This window comes from Pseudomonas sp. H1_D05 (genome assembly GCF_054682705.1).
In genome coordinates this window covers 492,984-507,844 of record NZ_CP162825.1, presented here as the reverse complement: position 1 = coordinate 507,844, position 14,861 = coordinate 492,984, and the positions used below count along the sequence as shown (strand labels likewise).

The window sequence follows — 14,861 nt, the reverse complement described above, 5'->3', positions numbered from 1 at the left end:
TCGATTTGTTGCAGAGCCTTACTTGATGCGTTGACCCGGCTTGGCGCCGCTGTCCGGGCTCAGCAGGTAGATTTCTTCACCGCCAGGACCGGCGGCCATCACCATGCCTTCGGAGATGCCGAACTTCATTTTCCGTGGCTTGAGGTTGGCGATCATCATGGTCAGGCGCCCGTCGAGTTTCGACGGATCCGGGTACGCGCTCTTGATCCCGGAGAACACGTTGCGTTGCTCGTCACCGATGTCCAGGGTCAGGCGCAGCAGCTTGTCAGCACCTTCGACGTGTTCGGCTTTGACGATCAGTGCGACGCGCAGGTCGATCGCGGCAAAGGCGTCGAAGTCGATTTCCGGCGACAGCGGATCCTTGGCCAGTTCGCCATTGCCGGCCGGGGCGGCGGCGCCGGTGTCGGTCTGGCTGGCGGTCAGGTCTTCTTTCGAGGCATCGCTCATGGCTTGCACTTTTACCGGGTCGATGCGGGTCATCAACGGTTTGAATTCGTTCAACTGGTGGTTGGCCAGCAGCGTGGTATGGTCGTTCCAGGTCAGCGGGGCGACGTTGAGGAACGCCTCGGCATCGGCGGCCAGCAGCGGCAACACCGGTTTGAGGAAGATTACCAGTTGGCGGAACAGGTTGATGCCGGTGGCGCAGATCGCCTGGACTTCATCCTGCTTGCCTTCCTGTTTATTCAACGACCACGGGGCCTTGTCGGCGATCCAGGCGTTGGCGCGGTCGGCCAAGGCCATGGTTTCACGCATGGCACGGGCAAAGTCGCGGGCTTCATAAGCATCGGCAATGCTTGGCGCTGCAGCGAGGAAAGCCTCGGTCAGCTCTGGCGCAGCGTTTTGGTCGACCAGCAGGCCCGCGTTGCCTTTTTGAATGAAACCGGCGCAACGGCTGGCAATGTTGACCACTTTGCCGACCAGGTCGGAGTTGACCTTCTGCACGAAGTCTTCGAGGTTCAGGTCGAGGTCATCGACGCCACGGCCCAGCTTGGCCGCGTAGTAGTAGCGCAGGTATTCCGGCGACAGGTGATCCAGATACGTACGGGCCTTGATGAAGGTGCCGCGCGACTTGGACATTTTCTGGCCGTTGACGGTCAGGTAGCCGTGCACGTTGATGCCGGTCGGCTTGCGGTAGCCGGCGCCTTCAAGCATCGCTGGCCAGAACAGCGCGTGGAAGTTGACGATGTCCTTGCCGATGAAGTGGTACAGCTCGGCGGTGGAATCCTTGGCCCAGAACGCGTCGAAATCCAGCTCCGGCGTGCGGTCGCAAAGGTTCTTGAAGCTGGCCATGTAACCGATCGGCGCGTCCAGCCACACGTAGAAATACTTGCCCGGCTCGCCCGGAATCTCGAAACCGAAGTACGGCGCATCGCGGGAGATGTCCCACTGCTGCAGGCCGGCGTCCAGCCATTCGGCGATCTTGTTGGCCACGGCGTCTTGCAGTGTGCCGCTGCGGGTCCAGGTCTGCAGCATTTGCTGAAAGTCTGGCAGTTTGAAGAAGAAATGCTGGGAATCCTTGAGCACCGGCGTGGCGCCAGAGATCGCCGACTTCGGATCCTTCAGATCGGTTGGAGCGTAGGTTGCACCGCATTTCTCGCAGTTGTCGCCGTACTGGTCTTCAGTGCCGCATTTCGGGCAGGTGCCCTTGATGAAGCGGTCGGCCAGGAACATTTTCTTTTCCGGGTCGAAATACTGGGTGATCGAGCGTTGGGCAATGTGCCCGGCGTCACGCAGCTTGATGTAGATCTGACTCGACAGCTCACGGTTTTCTTCGGCGTGAGTGGAGTGGAAGTTGTCGAAATCGACCAGGAACTCGGCAAAGTCGGCGCTGTGTTCAGCCTGTACATTGGCGATCAGTTGTTCCGGGGTGATGCCTTCCTTTTCCGCGCGCAGCATGATCGCCGAACCGTGGGCGTCGTCGGCGCAGACATAAATGCACTGGTTGCCGCGATGCTTCTGGAAGCGCACCCACATATCGGTCTGGATATATTCCAGCATATGGCCAAGGTGAATCGAACCGTTGGCGTAGGGCAGGGCGCTGGTGACGAGGATCTTGCGTGGTTCGGACATGTGGGGCTTCGCTACTTGATGAAACGGAGGTCGGCCACTATAAAGCGCTGGCGCATATTTTTCACCCTGTGCGCCTGTTTCATTGGATGAGCAGACGGAAAAAATCCCAGCCTGCGGCAGCTCCTGCAGATGTACGTCGATCTCCTGCAGGAGCTGCCGAAGGCTGCGATCTTTTTCAGGTACGATACCCGGCATCTATTCCCAGTCTTGTTATCGGAGTTGCCCATGAGCGCCGTCACTCGCGCAGCGGTGGAAGCCGTCCTCAGCCAATACACCGACCCCTACCTTAACCAGGATCCGGTCAGCGCCGGTTGCGTGAAGCACATCGAGATCGTCGGTGATCGCGTCAACGTGCAGCTGGAAATCGGTTACGCCGCCGGCCTGTTCAAGAGCGGCTGGGCGCAACTGCTGCAACTGGCCATTGAAAACCTCGACGGCGTGGTGATCGCCAAGGTTGAAGTGAACAGCGTGATCGCCGCGCACAAGGCGCAGGCGCAGATTCCCGGGCTGGCCAACGTCAAGAACGTGGTCGCCGTAGCGTCCGGCAAGGGCGGCGTGGGCAAATCGACCACCGCCGCCAACCTCGCCCTGGCCCTGGCCCGTGAAGGCGCCAAGGTCGGCATTCTCGACGCCGATATCTACGGCCCGAGCCAAGGCATCATGTTCGGCATTCCCGAGCGCACCCGTCCGGAGGTCAAGGACCAGAAGTGGTTTGTGCCGCTCAAGGCGCACGGCGTGGAAGTCATGTCGATGGCGTTCCTGACCGACGACAACACGCCGATGGTCTGGCGTGGGCCGATGGTTTCCGGGGCGTTGCTGCAACTGGTCACGCAAACCGCGTGGGGCGATCTGGATTATCTGGTCATCGACATGCCGCCCGGCACTGGCGATATCCAGCTGACCCTGGCGCAGAAAGTCCCGGTGGCTGGCGCGGTCATCGTCACCACACCACAGGATCTGGCCTTGCTCGACGCGCGCAAAGGCGTGGAAATGTTCCGCAAGGTCAACATTCCGGTGCTGGGCGTGGTGGAAAACATGGCCGTGCACATCTGCTCGAACTGCGGGCATGCCGAGCATCTGTTCGGTGAGGGCGGTGGTGAGAAACTGGCGACCCAGTACGGCGTCGAACTGCTGGCTTCACTGCCGCTGTCGATGCTGATTCGCGAGCAGGCCGATGGCGGCAAGCCAACGGTGATTGCCGAGCCGGACAGCCAGATTGCCATGGTCTATCAGGAACTGGCCCGCCATGTCGGCGCGCGGATTGTGTTGCAGGAAGCGGCGACGCCGGCGATGCCGAATATCACCATCAGCGACGATTGATGCATCCGCAACACCGATAACCTTGTAGGAGTGAGCCTGCTCGCGATAGCGGAATAACATTCAACAGATTTGTTGAATGAATGACCGCAATCGCGAGCAGGCTCACTCCTACATTTGTTTTGTGTTGGCAGTTAGATGCGCAGCCCGCCATCCATCTCCAGAATCCGCCCGGTGTAGTAGTCGTTTTCGAAGATGTACGCCGCCGAATGGGCAATCTCTTCCGGCTTGCCCATGCGCTTGAGCGGAATCCCCGAAGTCATCTTCTCCAGCGCTTCCGGCTTCATGCCCAGGGTCATCTCGGTTTCAATGAAGCCCGGGGCAATCCCCGCCACACGAATGCCATATCGCGCCAGTTCTTTCGCCCATGTCACCGTCGCCGCCGCTACACCGGCCTTGGCCGCCGAATAGTTGGTCTGGCCAACGTTGCCTGCACGCGAGATCGACGAGATATTGATGATCGCGCCGCTGTTCTTCAGCTCGACCATTTTTGCCGCCACTTCACGGGTGCAGAGGAACACGCCGGTCAGGTTGACGTCGATGACGGCCTGCCACTGTGCCAGGCTCATCTTGGTCATTTCGCCGTCCTTGACCTTGAGCAGCAGGCCATCACGGAGGATCCCGGCGTTGTTGATCAGGCCGTGGATCGCGCCGAAGTCGGCGGCGACCTGGGCGACCATGTGTTCGACCTGCTCTTCATTGGCGACGTTGCACAGATAGCTGCGCGCCTCGACGCCCTTGGCTTTGCAGGCCGCGACCGCGTCGTCGAGTTTTTCCTGATTGAGGTCGACCAGCGCAAGCTTGGCGCCTTTGCCGGCGAAATACTCGGCCATCGAGCGGCCCAAACCCTGGCAACCGCCAGTGATAATGATTACTTTGTCGTTGAGTTGCATTCGCATGCCCCGATAGCAGGTCTGAGTAGTTTTTTGTTTTCAGCGACTCCCGATCTGCACCGGCCGTGGCAGGGTTGCACATGAGAATTGCCCGCTGGCGTGACTGGGACTTGATCCCGGACGCCCGTCCGTTTTTTCGACGGATACTATTTAAGGAGTCATAAATTGAGCGTTGAAGTGGCGAAGAATGCCCGAGAATTGCTTCTCAAGGAATACCGTGGAGTGCTGTCGACCCACTCCAAATCGATGCCCGGTTTTCCTTTTGGCTCCGTGGTGCCGTACTGCCTGGACGAGCAGGGTCGGCCGCTGATCCTGATCAGCCGCATCGCCCAGCACACCCACAACCTCCAAAAAGACCCGAAATGCTCGATGCTCGTCGGCGAGCGCGAGGCAGATGATGTGCAAGCCGTTGGTCGCCTGACCTATCTGGCGGAGGCGCAAAAGCTCGAAGACGTTGCCGCGATCGAAGCCGCCGCCGAGCGTTACTACCGTTATTTCCCCGATTCGCAGAACTATCACAAGGCCCATGATTTTGACTTCTGGGTGCTGAACCCGGTACGTCACCGCTACATCGGCGGTTTCGGCGCGATTCACTGGGTCGATCAACTGACCCTGGCCAATCCGTTTGCCGGCAAGGCTGAAATCAGCATGGTCGAACACATGAACAGCGACCACGCCAAAGCCATCGCGCACTACGTCGACCTGGCCGGTCTGCCGAAAACCGTGCCGGCGCAACTGGCCGGGATCGACACCGAGGGCATGCACCTGCGCATCGGTCAGGCGTTGTTCTGGCTGCGGTTCCCGGCACCTTGTAATACGCCGACACAAGTGCGCGAAGCCTTGGTTTCTCTGGCTCACGCCGAGGTCTGGCCAAAAAATGAGGTGGCTGGTGCTTGAATTCACGAAAGGGCGACGTCATCTAAGGCTTACTGCAAGGCATTTCTTGCGTTGAGGAAACTTTGATGCGCCCTTTTCTGTTGCTCTTTCTGCTGTTTCCGGTGCTGGAGCTGTTCGTATTCGTCAAAGTGGCAGGGGCTATCGGGTTTTTCCCGGCCCTGCTGCTGATCATTGTCGGCTCGATGTTCGGCATTTTCGTGCTGCGCGTCGCCGGTCTGGCCACTGCATTGCGTGCCCGTGAAAGCCTGAACCGCGGCGAACTGCCCGCGCAAACCATGCTCGAAGGGCTGATGCTGGCTCTGGCCGGTGGCCTGTTGATCCTGCCAGGCTTCATCAGCGATGTGGTCGGTCTGGTCATGTTGTTGCCAGTCAGCCGTCGATTGCTGGCGAACAAAATGCGCCAGCGCGCTGAAGAACAGGCCATGCGCCAGCGTGCGTTCGCCGATGACCTGCAACCCCGTGGCGGTCCTGCACCGCGCCAGCCTCTGGGCCGCGAGGGTGATGTGATCGAAGGCGAGTTCGAACACCGCGACAACAAGTAACTGCTCTATCTACACGGCACCTTCGGGTGCCGTGTTCGTTTATGGGCTGCTTTTGTGCAACACATCGGTGAAAAATTTTTCGCCTCGCCCTTGTAATCAGCTTATGCGCCCTTATGTATCGGTCACCGAAAGGTTTCCGGTATTTGAACCGGACAGACTTCCGCGGTTCGCTCGACGAATCGCAACCGGCGCAGGCCGGATTTGTTAAACCCGCCGGGACTACACCGGCCGATGAAAACCACAATTAGGAGAGATCGACAATGAAGCTTCGTCCTCTGCATGACCGCGTCGTAATCCGTCGCAGCGAAGAAGAAAAGAAAACCGCTGGCGGTATCGTCCTGCCAGGTTCGGCTGCTGAAAAAGCCAACCACGGTGTGATTCTCGCTGTAGGCCCGGGCAAAGCTCTGGAAAACGGCGAAGTGCGCGCACTGTCCGTTAAAGAAGGCGACAAGGTTGTGTTCGGTCCTTACTCCGGCAGCAACACAGTGAAAGTCGACGGCGAAGACCTGCTGGTAATGAGCGAGAACGAAATCCTCGCTGTTATCGAAGGCTGATAACCCCGTTCATTTTCCCGCTACTACAAAGTATTTAAGGAATATCGATCATGGCTGCTAAAGAAGTTCTGTTTGGCGATTCCGCCCGTAAAAAAATGCTCAAGGGCGTCAACGTCCTGGCTGACGCAGTAAAAGCGACCCTGGGCCCGAAAGGCCGTAACGTGATCATCGAGAAGAGCTTCGGCGCTCCGACCATCACCAAGGACGGCGTTTCCGTCGCCAAAGAAATCGAACTCGAAGATCGCTTCGAAAACATGGGCGCGCAGCTGGTCAAAGACGTTGCCTCCCGTGCCAACGATGACGCTGGTGACGGTACTACCACCGCTACCGTTCTGGCTCAGTCGATCGTCAACGAAGGCCTGAAAGCCGTCGCTGCCGGCATGAACCCGATGGACCTGAAGCGCGGTATCGACAAAGCGACCATCGCTATCGTCAAAGAGCTGAAGAACCTGTCCAAGCCATGCGCTGACACCAAGGCAATCGCTCAGGTAGGCACCATCTCCGCCAACTCCGACAACTCCATCGGCGACATCATTGCCGAAGCCATGGAAAAAGTCGGTAAAGAAGGCGTGATCACCGTTGAAGAAGGCACTGGCCTGGAAAACGAACTGTCGGTTGTTGAAGGCATGCAGTTCGACCGTGGCTACCTGTCCCCGTACTTCGTCAACAAGCCAGAGACCATGGTTGCCGAGCTGGACAGCCCGCTGATCCTGCTGGTCGACAAAAAGATCTCGAACATCCGTGAAATGCTGCCAGTGCTGGAAGCCGTTGCCAAAGCCGGCCGTCCACTGCTGATCGTTTCCGAAGACGTTGAAGGCGAAGCCCTGGCGACTCTGGTTGTGAACAACATGCGTGGCATCGTCAAAGTCGCAGCCGTCAAGGCGCCAGGCTTCGGCGACCGTCGCAAGGCCATGCTGCAGGACATCGCAGTTCTGACCGGCGGTACCGTTATCTCCGAAGAGATCGGCCTGAGCCTGGAAGCCGCTACCCTGGAAAACCTGGGCAGCGCCAAGCGTGTGACCATTTCCAAGGAAAACACCATCATCGTTGACGGTGCCGGTGCAGATTCCGACATCCAGGCGCGTATCGCTCAGATCCGTGCTCAGGTTGCTGAAACTTCCTCGGACTACGACCGTGAAAAACTGCAAGAGCGTCTGGCCAAGCTGTCCGGCGGCGTTGCAGTGATCAAGGTTGGCGCTGGTTCCGAAGTTGAAATGAAAGAGAAGAAGGCCCGCGTTGAAGACGCCCTGCACGCAACCCGTGCAGCCGTTGAAGAAGGCGTGGTACCTGGCGGTGGCGTTGCGCTGATCCGCGCTTTGCAAACCCTGGTTGACCTGAAAGGCGACAACGCTGATCAGGACGTGGGTATCGCTGTGCTGCGTCGCGCTGTTGAAGCACCGCTGCGTCAGATCGCTGCCAACAGCGGCGACGAGCCAAGCGTTGTCGTCAACGAAGTCAAGAACGGCAAAGGTAACTTCGGTTACAACGCTGCGACTGGCGAATACGGCGACATGATCGAAATGGGCATCCTGGACCCAACCAAGGTGACTCGTTCCGCTCTGCAAGCGGCATCGTCGATCGGCGGTCTGATCCTGACCACCGAAGCAGCTGTAGCTGACGCGCCGAAGAAAGACGGCGCTGCAGGCGGCGGCATGCCAGACATGGGCGGCATGGGTGGCATGGGCGGCATGATGTAAGCCAGCCTTACCCCTGTAACGCAAAACCCCGCTGGCGCAAGCCAGCGGGGTTTTTTATTGCCCAAATTTCAGCTTCACACCAATCCCCTGTGGGAGCGAGCCTGCTCGCGAAGGCGTCGGATCAGCCAACATTAATGTTGAATGACACACCGCCTTCGCGAGCAGGCTAGCTCCCACAATTGGATTTATATGTCAGGCGCTGACCGGTTGTGCCTTGACCACGGCCTCGGTTTTCACCGCCGGGCGATACAGCACCCAGTAATACGACCCCAGGCAAATCAGCCAGCAGAAAATCGCCGTCCACACGTTGTGCGAAAAGAAGTGCGCACCCTGCATCATCCGGCTGATCGAAAACACCGAACCCAGCGCAAAGGCAAAGATAAACGCCTGACGGGCCAGACGCGGACGGCGATCACGCAGGACAAAGAACAGCGCAAACAAGGTGAACCCCGTCGCCGCATGACCACCAGGCCAGCAACGGCCAGGTTTGTCGGTTTGTGGACGATGTTCCATCAGTTTGCTGTAGGTTTCATGGCCGCCAAATTGCTCCAGGCTCCATGGGCACTGCACCGCCGTTACGGCTTTGACCGGGGTGACGAACGAGGTCGCCAGGCCCAGCGACAGCACCAGACAACCCAGTTCGCGCTTGAACGGTTTCAGTCTGCCGACGAAGAACGAGCCGAGAAACCCCAGCACCGCAAACACCGAAAACGCGATCACCACCTGCTTGGCGCGATCGTGCAGGATGTCTTCCAGGAAAAAACTGTGGCGGCCAATGAAGTCGCCGGCCACCGGGTCATAGAACAACCGCGCCAGCACCATGTCCAGGTCGGTCATTTCCAGCAGAATCAGGCTTATCGCCGCGATGATTGGAATACCCAGATACAGCCACAGATTCAGCGGGCGAGGGGTAGGGCGTACAACACTTGATGACATGTCGGATCCTGAACAAAAGAAAACGCCCCGGGGCATCAGCCCGGGGCGTTTCAATTAACGTTCGCTGACTTGTGGAACACCCTCCTTGGGTGCTTTCCAGGCAAGCAGCTGTTGCTTGAAGCCATAACTGGCGGTTTGGTAATAGGTGATGGCGCGGCTGATCAACGGATCATCGCTGGAGGCCCGCGATTCGCGGCTCTCGGTCAGCGCATCGTCATGCCGACGCAAGCCTTGGCGCGGGCTGAGGATCGCCAGATCCTTGCCGTCAAACAGGCCCAGATGCTGGTAGTTGCCGACCACGACGCGTGGTGGCAGTGGGTTGTCCTGCAGCAGGTTGCGCCCGAAGAAAGTCGACTCGTAATCCATGTTCAACAAGCCCAGCAGCGTCGGTGCCAGGTCGATCTGGCTCGCCAGTTGGCCATTCTCGCGAGGCTCGATCAGCTTCGGTGCATAAATGAACAGCGGAATTTGATAGTTGGCAATCGGCAAGTCTTCTTTACCGGCGCTGCCCGCCGTGTGATCGGCGACGAAGATGAAGATCGTGTTGTCGAACCACGGTTTTTGCCGCGCCTGGTCGAGGAACTGGCCAATCGCATAGTCGGTGTATTTCACCGCGCCATCGCGACCGTTACCGGATTTGATGTCGATCCGGTCGTCCGGGTAGGTGTAGGGACGATGGTTGGAGGTGGTCATCAACTGCAACAGAAACGGTTGCTGTTTGGCATAGTCGGCATCGGCCAGCTTCAGCGTCTGTTTGTACAGATCCTCGTCGGCCATGCCCCAGGCGTTCTTGAAGTGAATCTCGGTTTCATCAACGCTGCTCTGGTCGACCACCCGATAGCCGTTGCCACTGAAGAACGCGTTCATGTTGTCGAAGTAGCCGCGGCCACCGTAAACGAACACGCTGTCGTAACCCACCGCGCTGAGTTGCTGGCCAAGGCTGGCAAAACCGCTCTCGCGACCGATACGCTTGACGATCGAACGCCCCGGGGTTGGTGGGATGGCCAGTGTGATGGCTTCCAGGCCGCGGTCGGTGCGGGTGCCGGTGGCGTAGAAATTGCTGAAATACAGGCTCTGTTTACGCAGCGCATCCAGATTGGGCGTCAGGTCGCGTTTGTCGCCGTTACTGCCCAGGTATTTGGCGCTGAGGCTTTCGATGGTGACCAGGACGATGTTGGGTGTACGCGCAGTGCCGGGATTGTCGATCATCCGGCGGATGTCCTGTGGGTCCTGACCGATGAAGCGCGCGTTGGGCTCGCTCAGTTCGGCGCGAATCTGTCGGGCGACCACCTCGGGCGTGTGGCTGCTGTAGAACTGCGTGTAATCCAGTTCGTTGTTCCGGAACGCGGCGAAGAACTGATACGGGCCGTTGCTGGCCAGTTCGTTCTGATAGGCATTGCCACCTTGCGCACGTGGCGCATCCTGGCTGAGCAGTTGCAGGCTCAGACCGGCAATGATCAACAGCCCCAGGGCATTGAGCAGGCGCCCACGCAGCGGCGGCAATGGCGCATTCAGCGCGGCATTGAACGGTTTGCGCAGGGCAAAACCGAGCGCGACGGCCAGCAACGCCAGAATGCTCAGCAGCGTGCCGATCGGGTAAGACTCCAGCACGTTGTTCAGCACTTCGTCGGAATACACCAGATAGTCGACCGCGATGAAGTTGAAGCGCACACCGAACTCGTCCCAGAACAGCCACTCGGCCACCGCCACGAACAGCATGGCGAACAGGCTGACGGTCAGCAGCCCTTGCAGAAACCAGCGATGGCCACGGCGGCGCCACAGGGCCGGCGGGCAGAGCAACAGGTACAGGCCCATCGGCAACGCCGCATAGGCAAGAAACCCCAAGTCATACAGCAAGCCGATGCCAAACAGCGAAAGCGTGCCACCGCCGGCCTCATCCAGATGAGTCAGCAACAGAACGGTTCGAGTCAGGAGAAATACCAGCAGCCACACACCGGTGACCAGCAACAGAAGGCGCACAGGCGCCGTCTTGAAAAAGTCCATTGTCTACATTTCCTTATATCTAATGGCGCGAGAGTCTCGCGTTGTCACTGTAGTCAGGTTGTGAACCAATAGTGAAAAACTCGTTAAGGTTTGAATTTGCTTGAGAGAGTTGATTTACGAGGCTTTCAGCCCTAGCTCTGAGCTGGCGATGGCCTTAAGCTGCGCGAGCCATGACGGCCGTTACTGTGTACGGAGGAGTGCCCATGCGAATTCTATTGGTTGAAGACAACCGCGATATCCTCGCCAATCTGGCCGATTATCTGGGGCTCAAAGGCTATACCGTCGATTGCGCCCAGGACGGTCTGTCGGGCCTGCACCTGGCGGCCACCGAGCATTACGACCTGATCGTGCTCGACATCATGTTGCCCGGCATCGATGGCTACACCCTGTGCAAACGTCTGCGTGAAGACGCCCGTCGGGACACGCCAGTGATCATGCTGACCGCTCGCGATCAACTGGACGATCGTCTCCAGGGTTTCAAGTCCGGGGCTGACGATTACCTGGTCAAACCCTTCGCCTTGTCCGAGCTGGCCGCGCGCGTCGAAGCAGTGATGCGTCGGACCCAGGGTGGCGGGCGCCGGGCGTTGCAGGTCGGTGATCTGAGCTATGATCTCGACACGCTCGAGGTTACCCGCGAAGGCAAACTGCTGAAACTCAATCCGGTCGGCCTCAAGCTGCTGGCGGTGTTGATGCAGAAGAGCCCGCACGTCCTGCGTCGGGAAATTCTCGAAGAAGCGCTGTGGGGCGATGATTGCCCGGACAGCGACAGCCTGCGCAGCCACGTCCACCAATTGCGTCAGGTGATCGATAAACCGTTTGCCAAGCCATTGCTGCAAACCGTGCACGGCGTCGGTTATCGCTTGGCCGAGGGCCGCGATGGAGTTTAAGCAAAGCCTTTCCCAGCGGATCATCATTGCCTTTGCGCTGATGAGCGCGCTGGTCGCGGGGGCCTTTGCCATGGGTATCGTCGCGACCGTGCACCTGGTGGAAGAAAAACTGATTTCGGCGGGGCTGGGCGGCGATCTGCAACGGCTTCTGCTGATGGACAACGTTTCGGACTGGAGCCATCGCCCGGAACCCGACCAGTTGTTCTATTTCAGTGGCGGCCCGGGCGATTTCGAGCTGCCCAAGGACCTGCGTCACCTTGATGCGGGTTTCCATGAAGTGTTCCGCGAGCAGCTGTCGTATCACGCGATGGTCGAAGTCGTCGACGGTCGGCGTTATGTGCTGCTGCAGGATCAAAGCGATTTCGAAGAGCGCGAGCGGGTGCTGTTTGCCGTGGTACTGGTGGGCTTTGTGCTCAGCCTGGCCCTGGCGGTATTCCTCGGTTGGGTGCTGGCGCGCAAGGTAATGGCGCCGGTGGTGCGCCTGGCCCGGCAGGTACGCCATCGCGATCAGTTGCTTGGTCTGGCGCCGCCGCTGGCACCGGATTACGCGGCAGACGAAGTAGGCGAACTGGCGGTGGCGTTCGATGCCACGCTGGGGCGTCTGCGTCAGGCGCTGACACGTGAAAGATTGTTCACCAGCGATGTCAGTCACGAGTTGCGCACGCCGTTGATGGTATTGGCCAGCTCCTGTGAGCTGCTGATGGAAAACCCGGCCATCGATCAGCGTGGGCGCAATCAGGTCGAGCGCATTGCCCGGGCCAGTGAGGAAATGCGCGAGCTGGTGCAGACCTTCCTGATGCTCGCCCGCTCTCAACGCGAAGATGCTGGTTCGGCACCGCAACAGAATCTCGCTCAAGTCGCGGACAGCTTGTTGTGCGTGTGGCGTGAGCCGATCGAAAGCAAAAGGCTGACCTTGCAGTTCGAGCCGGGAAATCCGCCGACCACGTGCTACAACGCAACGTTGTTGACCGCGGTGATGGGCAACCTGTTGCGCAACGCTTGTCACTACACCGAGAAGGGCTTCATTCGCCTGACACTCACGGCGAACGGCTTTGTGGTGGAAGACTCCGGTGTCGGCATTCCGGAAGAAAAACGCGAAGCCATGTTCGAGCCTTTCGTGCGTGGCAGCGAAAAGCGCGGCGAAGGCCTGGGGTTGGGATTGTCGCTGGTGCAGCGGATCTGCGAGAACCAGGGCTGGACCGTCAGCCTGAGCACGATGGAACCCAATGGCTGCCGCTTCGAGGTGGATCTGGGCAAAATCTGACGCACGGAGTGGCTCGATGCTACTCCCTCCTTCCTGTCTAATTCCTGTATAACGCTGTAATAATTTGTCTGTTTACCGGACATTTTTTTCACAAATGGATGACCTGACGCTGACACGCCGCTCCTTAAGGTGGTGACATCAGCAATTCAGGAGTCCAGGTGATGGCCGGTCCGATCAAACTCGATTTTTCCGAGAAGTACGACGATCAACACGCGCAGAAATACCTGCGCAAGCACAAAGAAAGCCTTGGACGGCGTCTCTCCCACTGGCGTGACGAACAGCTGGCCCGCAAGGCGCTGGCGTCGGTGGGTGAACCGGGACTGGTGCTGGATCTGCCTTGCGGTGCCGGGCGTTTCTGGCCGTTGTTGGGCGAAAAGGCCAACCGGGTGATTATCGGCGCGGACAATTCCGAATCGATGATCAAGACGGCAATGCAGTCGCAACCGGCCGATGTGGTGAAACGGGTACAACCCTTGCACACCTCTGCCTTCGATATTGCCTTGCCTGACAACGCCGTCGACAGCATTTTCTGCATGCGTCTGCTCCACCACATCGGTGAAGCCGAGCATCGCCGGGCGATTCTGCGCGAATTCGAGCGCGTTACCCGGGACAGTGTGATCGTTTCGCTGTGGGTTGATGGCAATTTCAAAGCCTGGAAACGCCAGCGAGCCGAGCGCAACCGTGACAAACGCGAGTATCAGAATCGCTTTGTGTTACCGGCCGCTACGGTGGAAAAGGAGTTCGAGGAAGCAGGTTTTCGGATTCAGGAACAACTGGACTTTATTCCGCTCTACGCCATGTGGCGGGTTTACGTATTACGCAAGAGGTAACAGGATGGCAGTGCAATTTGCAGCAGAAACGGATGTCGCTCCGCAAGATCGCTTTGACTTTTACTGGAACCAGCGCGGCGAGTGGGTGGAAGAACCCAATGTTCGACGTGGCGGGGAAAGTGGCGTGCAAAGGGTCGTGGGGCGCGATGGTCAACTGCTGTATGCCAAGCGCCAGACCGGTCACATCTATCGCAGTTGGTTGCACCCTTTTGGCCGTCCTACTGTTTTGCGTGAACTTGATGCGCTGACCGGCGTGAGCAAGCTCGGTGTGCGCGTACCGCAAATCGTTTTCTGCGGCGCTCAGCCTGATCCTCAGCACAAATGGCGCGCTCTGCTGGTCACCAAGTCCCTGGACGGTTTCCAGGAACTGGAACATTGGCTGGCGGCTGCCGGCGGTCGCGATCAGTGCGGTGATGTGGTTTATGAGCGCGTGCTCAAGGACCTCGCCGAGAACCTGGCGCGCATGCACAAGGGCCGTTGGCAGCACAGCTGCATCTACATCAAACACGTGTTTGTGCGTGTGACGGGCGAAGGCGAGTCGGCCAAGGTCGAAGTCGCGTTGATCGATCTGGAGAAATGCCGCCAGCGTCTGACCGCCTATCGCGCCGCTTCCCACGACATGAAGCAATTGCGCCGCCATTCGTCGTTCCGCGACACGGACTGGAAAAAACTCGTCTACTTTTATGAGACGGCGTTTGGCAGCGCTATCAAAGGTTTATAGCGATGAAACTAGAAATTGCACGAGGTTTGTTTTTGGTTGGAGCCTTGGCAGTTGCGTCATTGGCGGTGGCTGCCTGGGAGCAGCCCCGCATGCAGGTAGTGGGCTCGTCCGTAGACGACGCCCACTGCGCAGTCCCACGGGTGGCAAAAGCCTCCGTGGCGACCAAACCCGATCATGATCTGTTGTTGTTCATGTTCGGACTTTCTCAAGGGATGAGGCCGCAGAGTTGAACCGATTGAAGCCCACATA

14 protein-coding genes and 1 pseudogene are annotated in these 14,861 nt (G+C 58.7%); 11 read left to right on the top strand and 4 right to left on the bottom strand.

Going from position 1 to position 14,861, the window contains the following annotated elements; translation table 11 throughout:
- Positions 1-18: 18 nt before the first annotated feature.
- Positions 19-2,070, bottom strand: a complete 2,052-nt coding sequence (gene metG, locus AB4O11_RS02315) for a methionine--tRNA ligase (RefSeq protein ID WP_186622865.1) — start codon at positions 2,068-2,070, stop codon at positions 19-21.
- 225 nt (positions 2,071-2,295) lie between these two features.
- Here metG and apbC point away from each other — a divergent pair, with 225 nt between their 5' ends.
- Positions 2,296-3,390: an iron-sulfur cluster carrier protein ApbC gene (gene apbC, locus AB4O11_RS02310; RefSeq protein WP_095123282.1), complete on the top strand. Its 1,095-nt coding sequence runs from the start codon at positions 2,296-2,298 to the stop codon at positions 3,388-3,390.
- Between the two features lie 131 nt (positions 3,391-3,521).
- On the opposite strand, the gene AB4O11_RS02305 is transcribed toward apbC, so the two are convergent.
- Positions 3,522-4,280, bottom strand: coding sequence for an SDR family oxidoreductase (locus AB4O11_RS02305; protein WP_053123391.1), 759 nt, complete (start codon positions 4,278-4,280; stop codon positions 3,522-3,524).
- A 165-nt stretch (positions 4,281-4,445) separates the two neighbouring features.
- Here AB4O11_RS02305 and AB4O11_RS02300 point away from each other — a divergent pair, with 165 nt between their 5' ends.
- From AB4O11_RS02300 to AB4O11_RS02280, 5 genes and pseudogenes are all read left to right on the top strand, one after another.
- Entirely contained in the window at positions 4,446-5,177 is a 732-nt protein-coding gene (locus AB4O11_RS02300; RefSeq protein WP_257356014.1) for a HugZ family pyridoxamine 5'-phosphate oxidase, read from the top strand.
- A 65-nt stretch (positions 5,178-5,242) separates the two neighbouring features.
- Positions 5,243-5,719 carry an FxsA family protein gene (locus AB4O11_RS02295; protein WP_093430564.1) on the top strand — a complete coding sequence of 159 codons (477 nt, stop codon included), beginning with the start codon at positions 5,243-5,245 and terminating at the stop codon, positions 5,717-5,719.
- Between the two features lie 260 nt (positions 5,720-5,979).
- Complete coding sequence (locus AB4O11_RS02290) at positions 5,980-6,273, top strand: co-chaperone GroES (protein WP_007916610.1); 294 nt, start codon at positions 5,980-5,982, stop codon at positions 6,271-6,273.
- Positions 6,274-6,323: 50 nt separating this feature from the next.
- Positions 6,324-7,970, top strand: coding sequence for a chaperonin GroEL (gene groL / locus AB4O11_RS02285; RefSeq protein ID WP_093430563.1), 1,647 nt, complete (start codon positions 6,324-6,326; stop codon positions 7,968-7,970).
- Between the two features lie 56 nt (positions 7,971-8,026).
- Positions 8,027-8,134 (top strand): annotated as a pseudogene (locus tag AB4O11_RS02280) (metal ABC transporter ATP-binding protein); the annotation flags it as partial.
- Between the two features lie 28 nt (positions 8,135-8,162).
- Here AB4O11_RS02280 and AB4O11_RS02275 read toward each other — a convergent pair.
- Positions 8,163-8,906, bottom strand: coding sequence for a phosphatase PAP2 family protein (locus tag AB4O11_RS02275; protein WP_093430562.1), 744 nt, complete (start codon positions 8,904-8,906; stop codon positions 8,163-8,165).
- A gap of 54 nt (positions 8,907-8,960) precedes the next feature.
- A complete protein-coding gene (locus AB4O11_RS02270) occupies positions 8,961-10,910 on the bottom strand; it encodes an LTA synthase family protein (RefSeq protein WP_099757046.1) in 1,950 nt (649 codons plus the stop codon).
- Between the two features lie 203 nt (positions 10,911-11,113).
- On the opposite strand from AB4O11_RS02270, the gene colR reads away from it, so the two are divergent.
- The 5 genes from colR (at position 11,114) to AB4O11_RS02245 (ending at position 14,842) form a co-directional block, all read left to right on the top strand.
- Positions 11,114-11,797: a two-component system response regulator ColR gene (gene colR / locus AB4O11_RS02265; protein WP_041068401.1), complete on the top strand. Its 684-nt coding sequence runs from the start codon at positions 11,114-11,116 to the stop codon at positions 11,795-11,797.
- Positions 11,787-13,061: a sensor histidine kinase gene (locus AB4O11_RS02260; protein ID WP_116255107.1), complete on the top strand. Its 1,275-nt coding sequence runs from the start codon at positions 11,787-11,789 to the stop codon at positions 13,059-13,061. Before colR ends, AB4O11_RS02260 begins: the two co-directional genes overlap by 11 nt.
- A 161-nt stretch (positions 13,062-13,222) precedes the next feature.
- A complete protein-coding gene (locus AB4O11_RS02255; RefSeq protein ID WP_093430559.1) occupies positions 13,223-13,891 on the top strand; it encodes a class I SAM-dependent methyltransferase in 669 nt (222 codons plus the stop codon).
- Positions 13,892-13,895: 4 nt separating this feature from the next.
- Positions 13,896-14,612: a lipopolysaccharide kinase InaA family protein gene (locus AB4O11_RS02250; protein ID WP_093430558.1), complete on the top strand. Its 717-nt coding sequence runs from the start codon at positions 13,896-13,898 to the stop codon at positions 14,610-14,612.
- 2 nt (positions 14,613-14,614) lie between these two features.
- Positions 14,615-14,842: a hypothetical protein gene (locus tag AB4O11_RS02245; RefSeq protein ID WP_093430557.1), complete on the top strand. Its 228-nt coding sequence runs from the start codon at positions 14,615-14,617 to the stop codon at positions 14,840-14,842.
- The last annotated feature ends 19 nt before the right edge of the window (positions 14,843-14,861 follow it).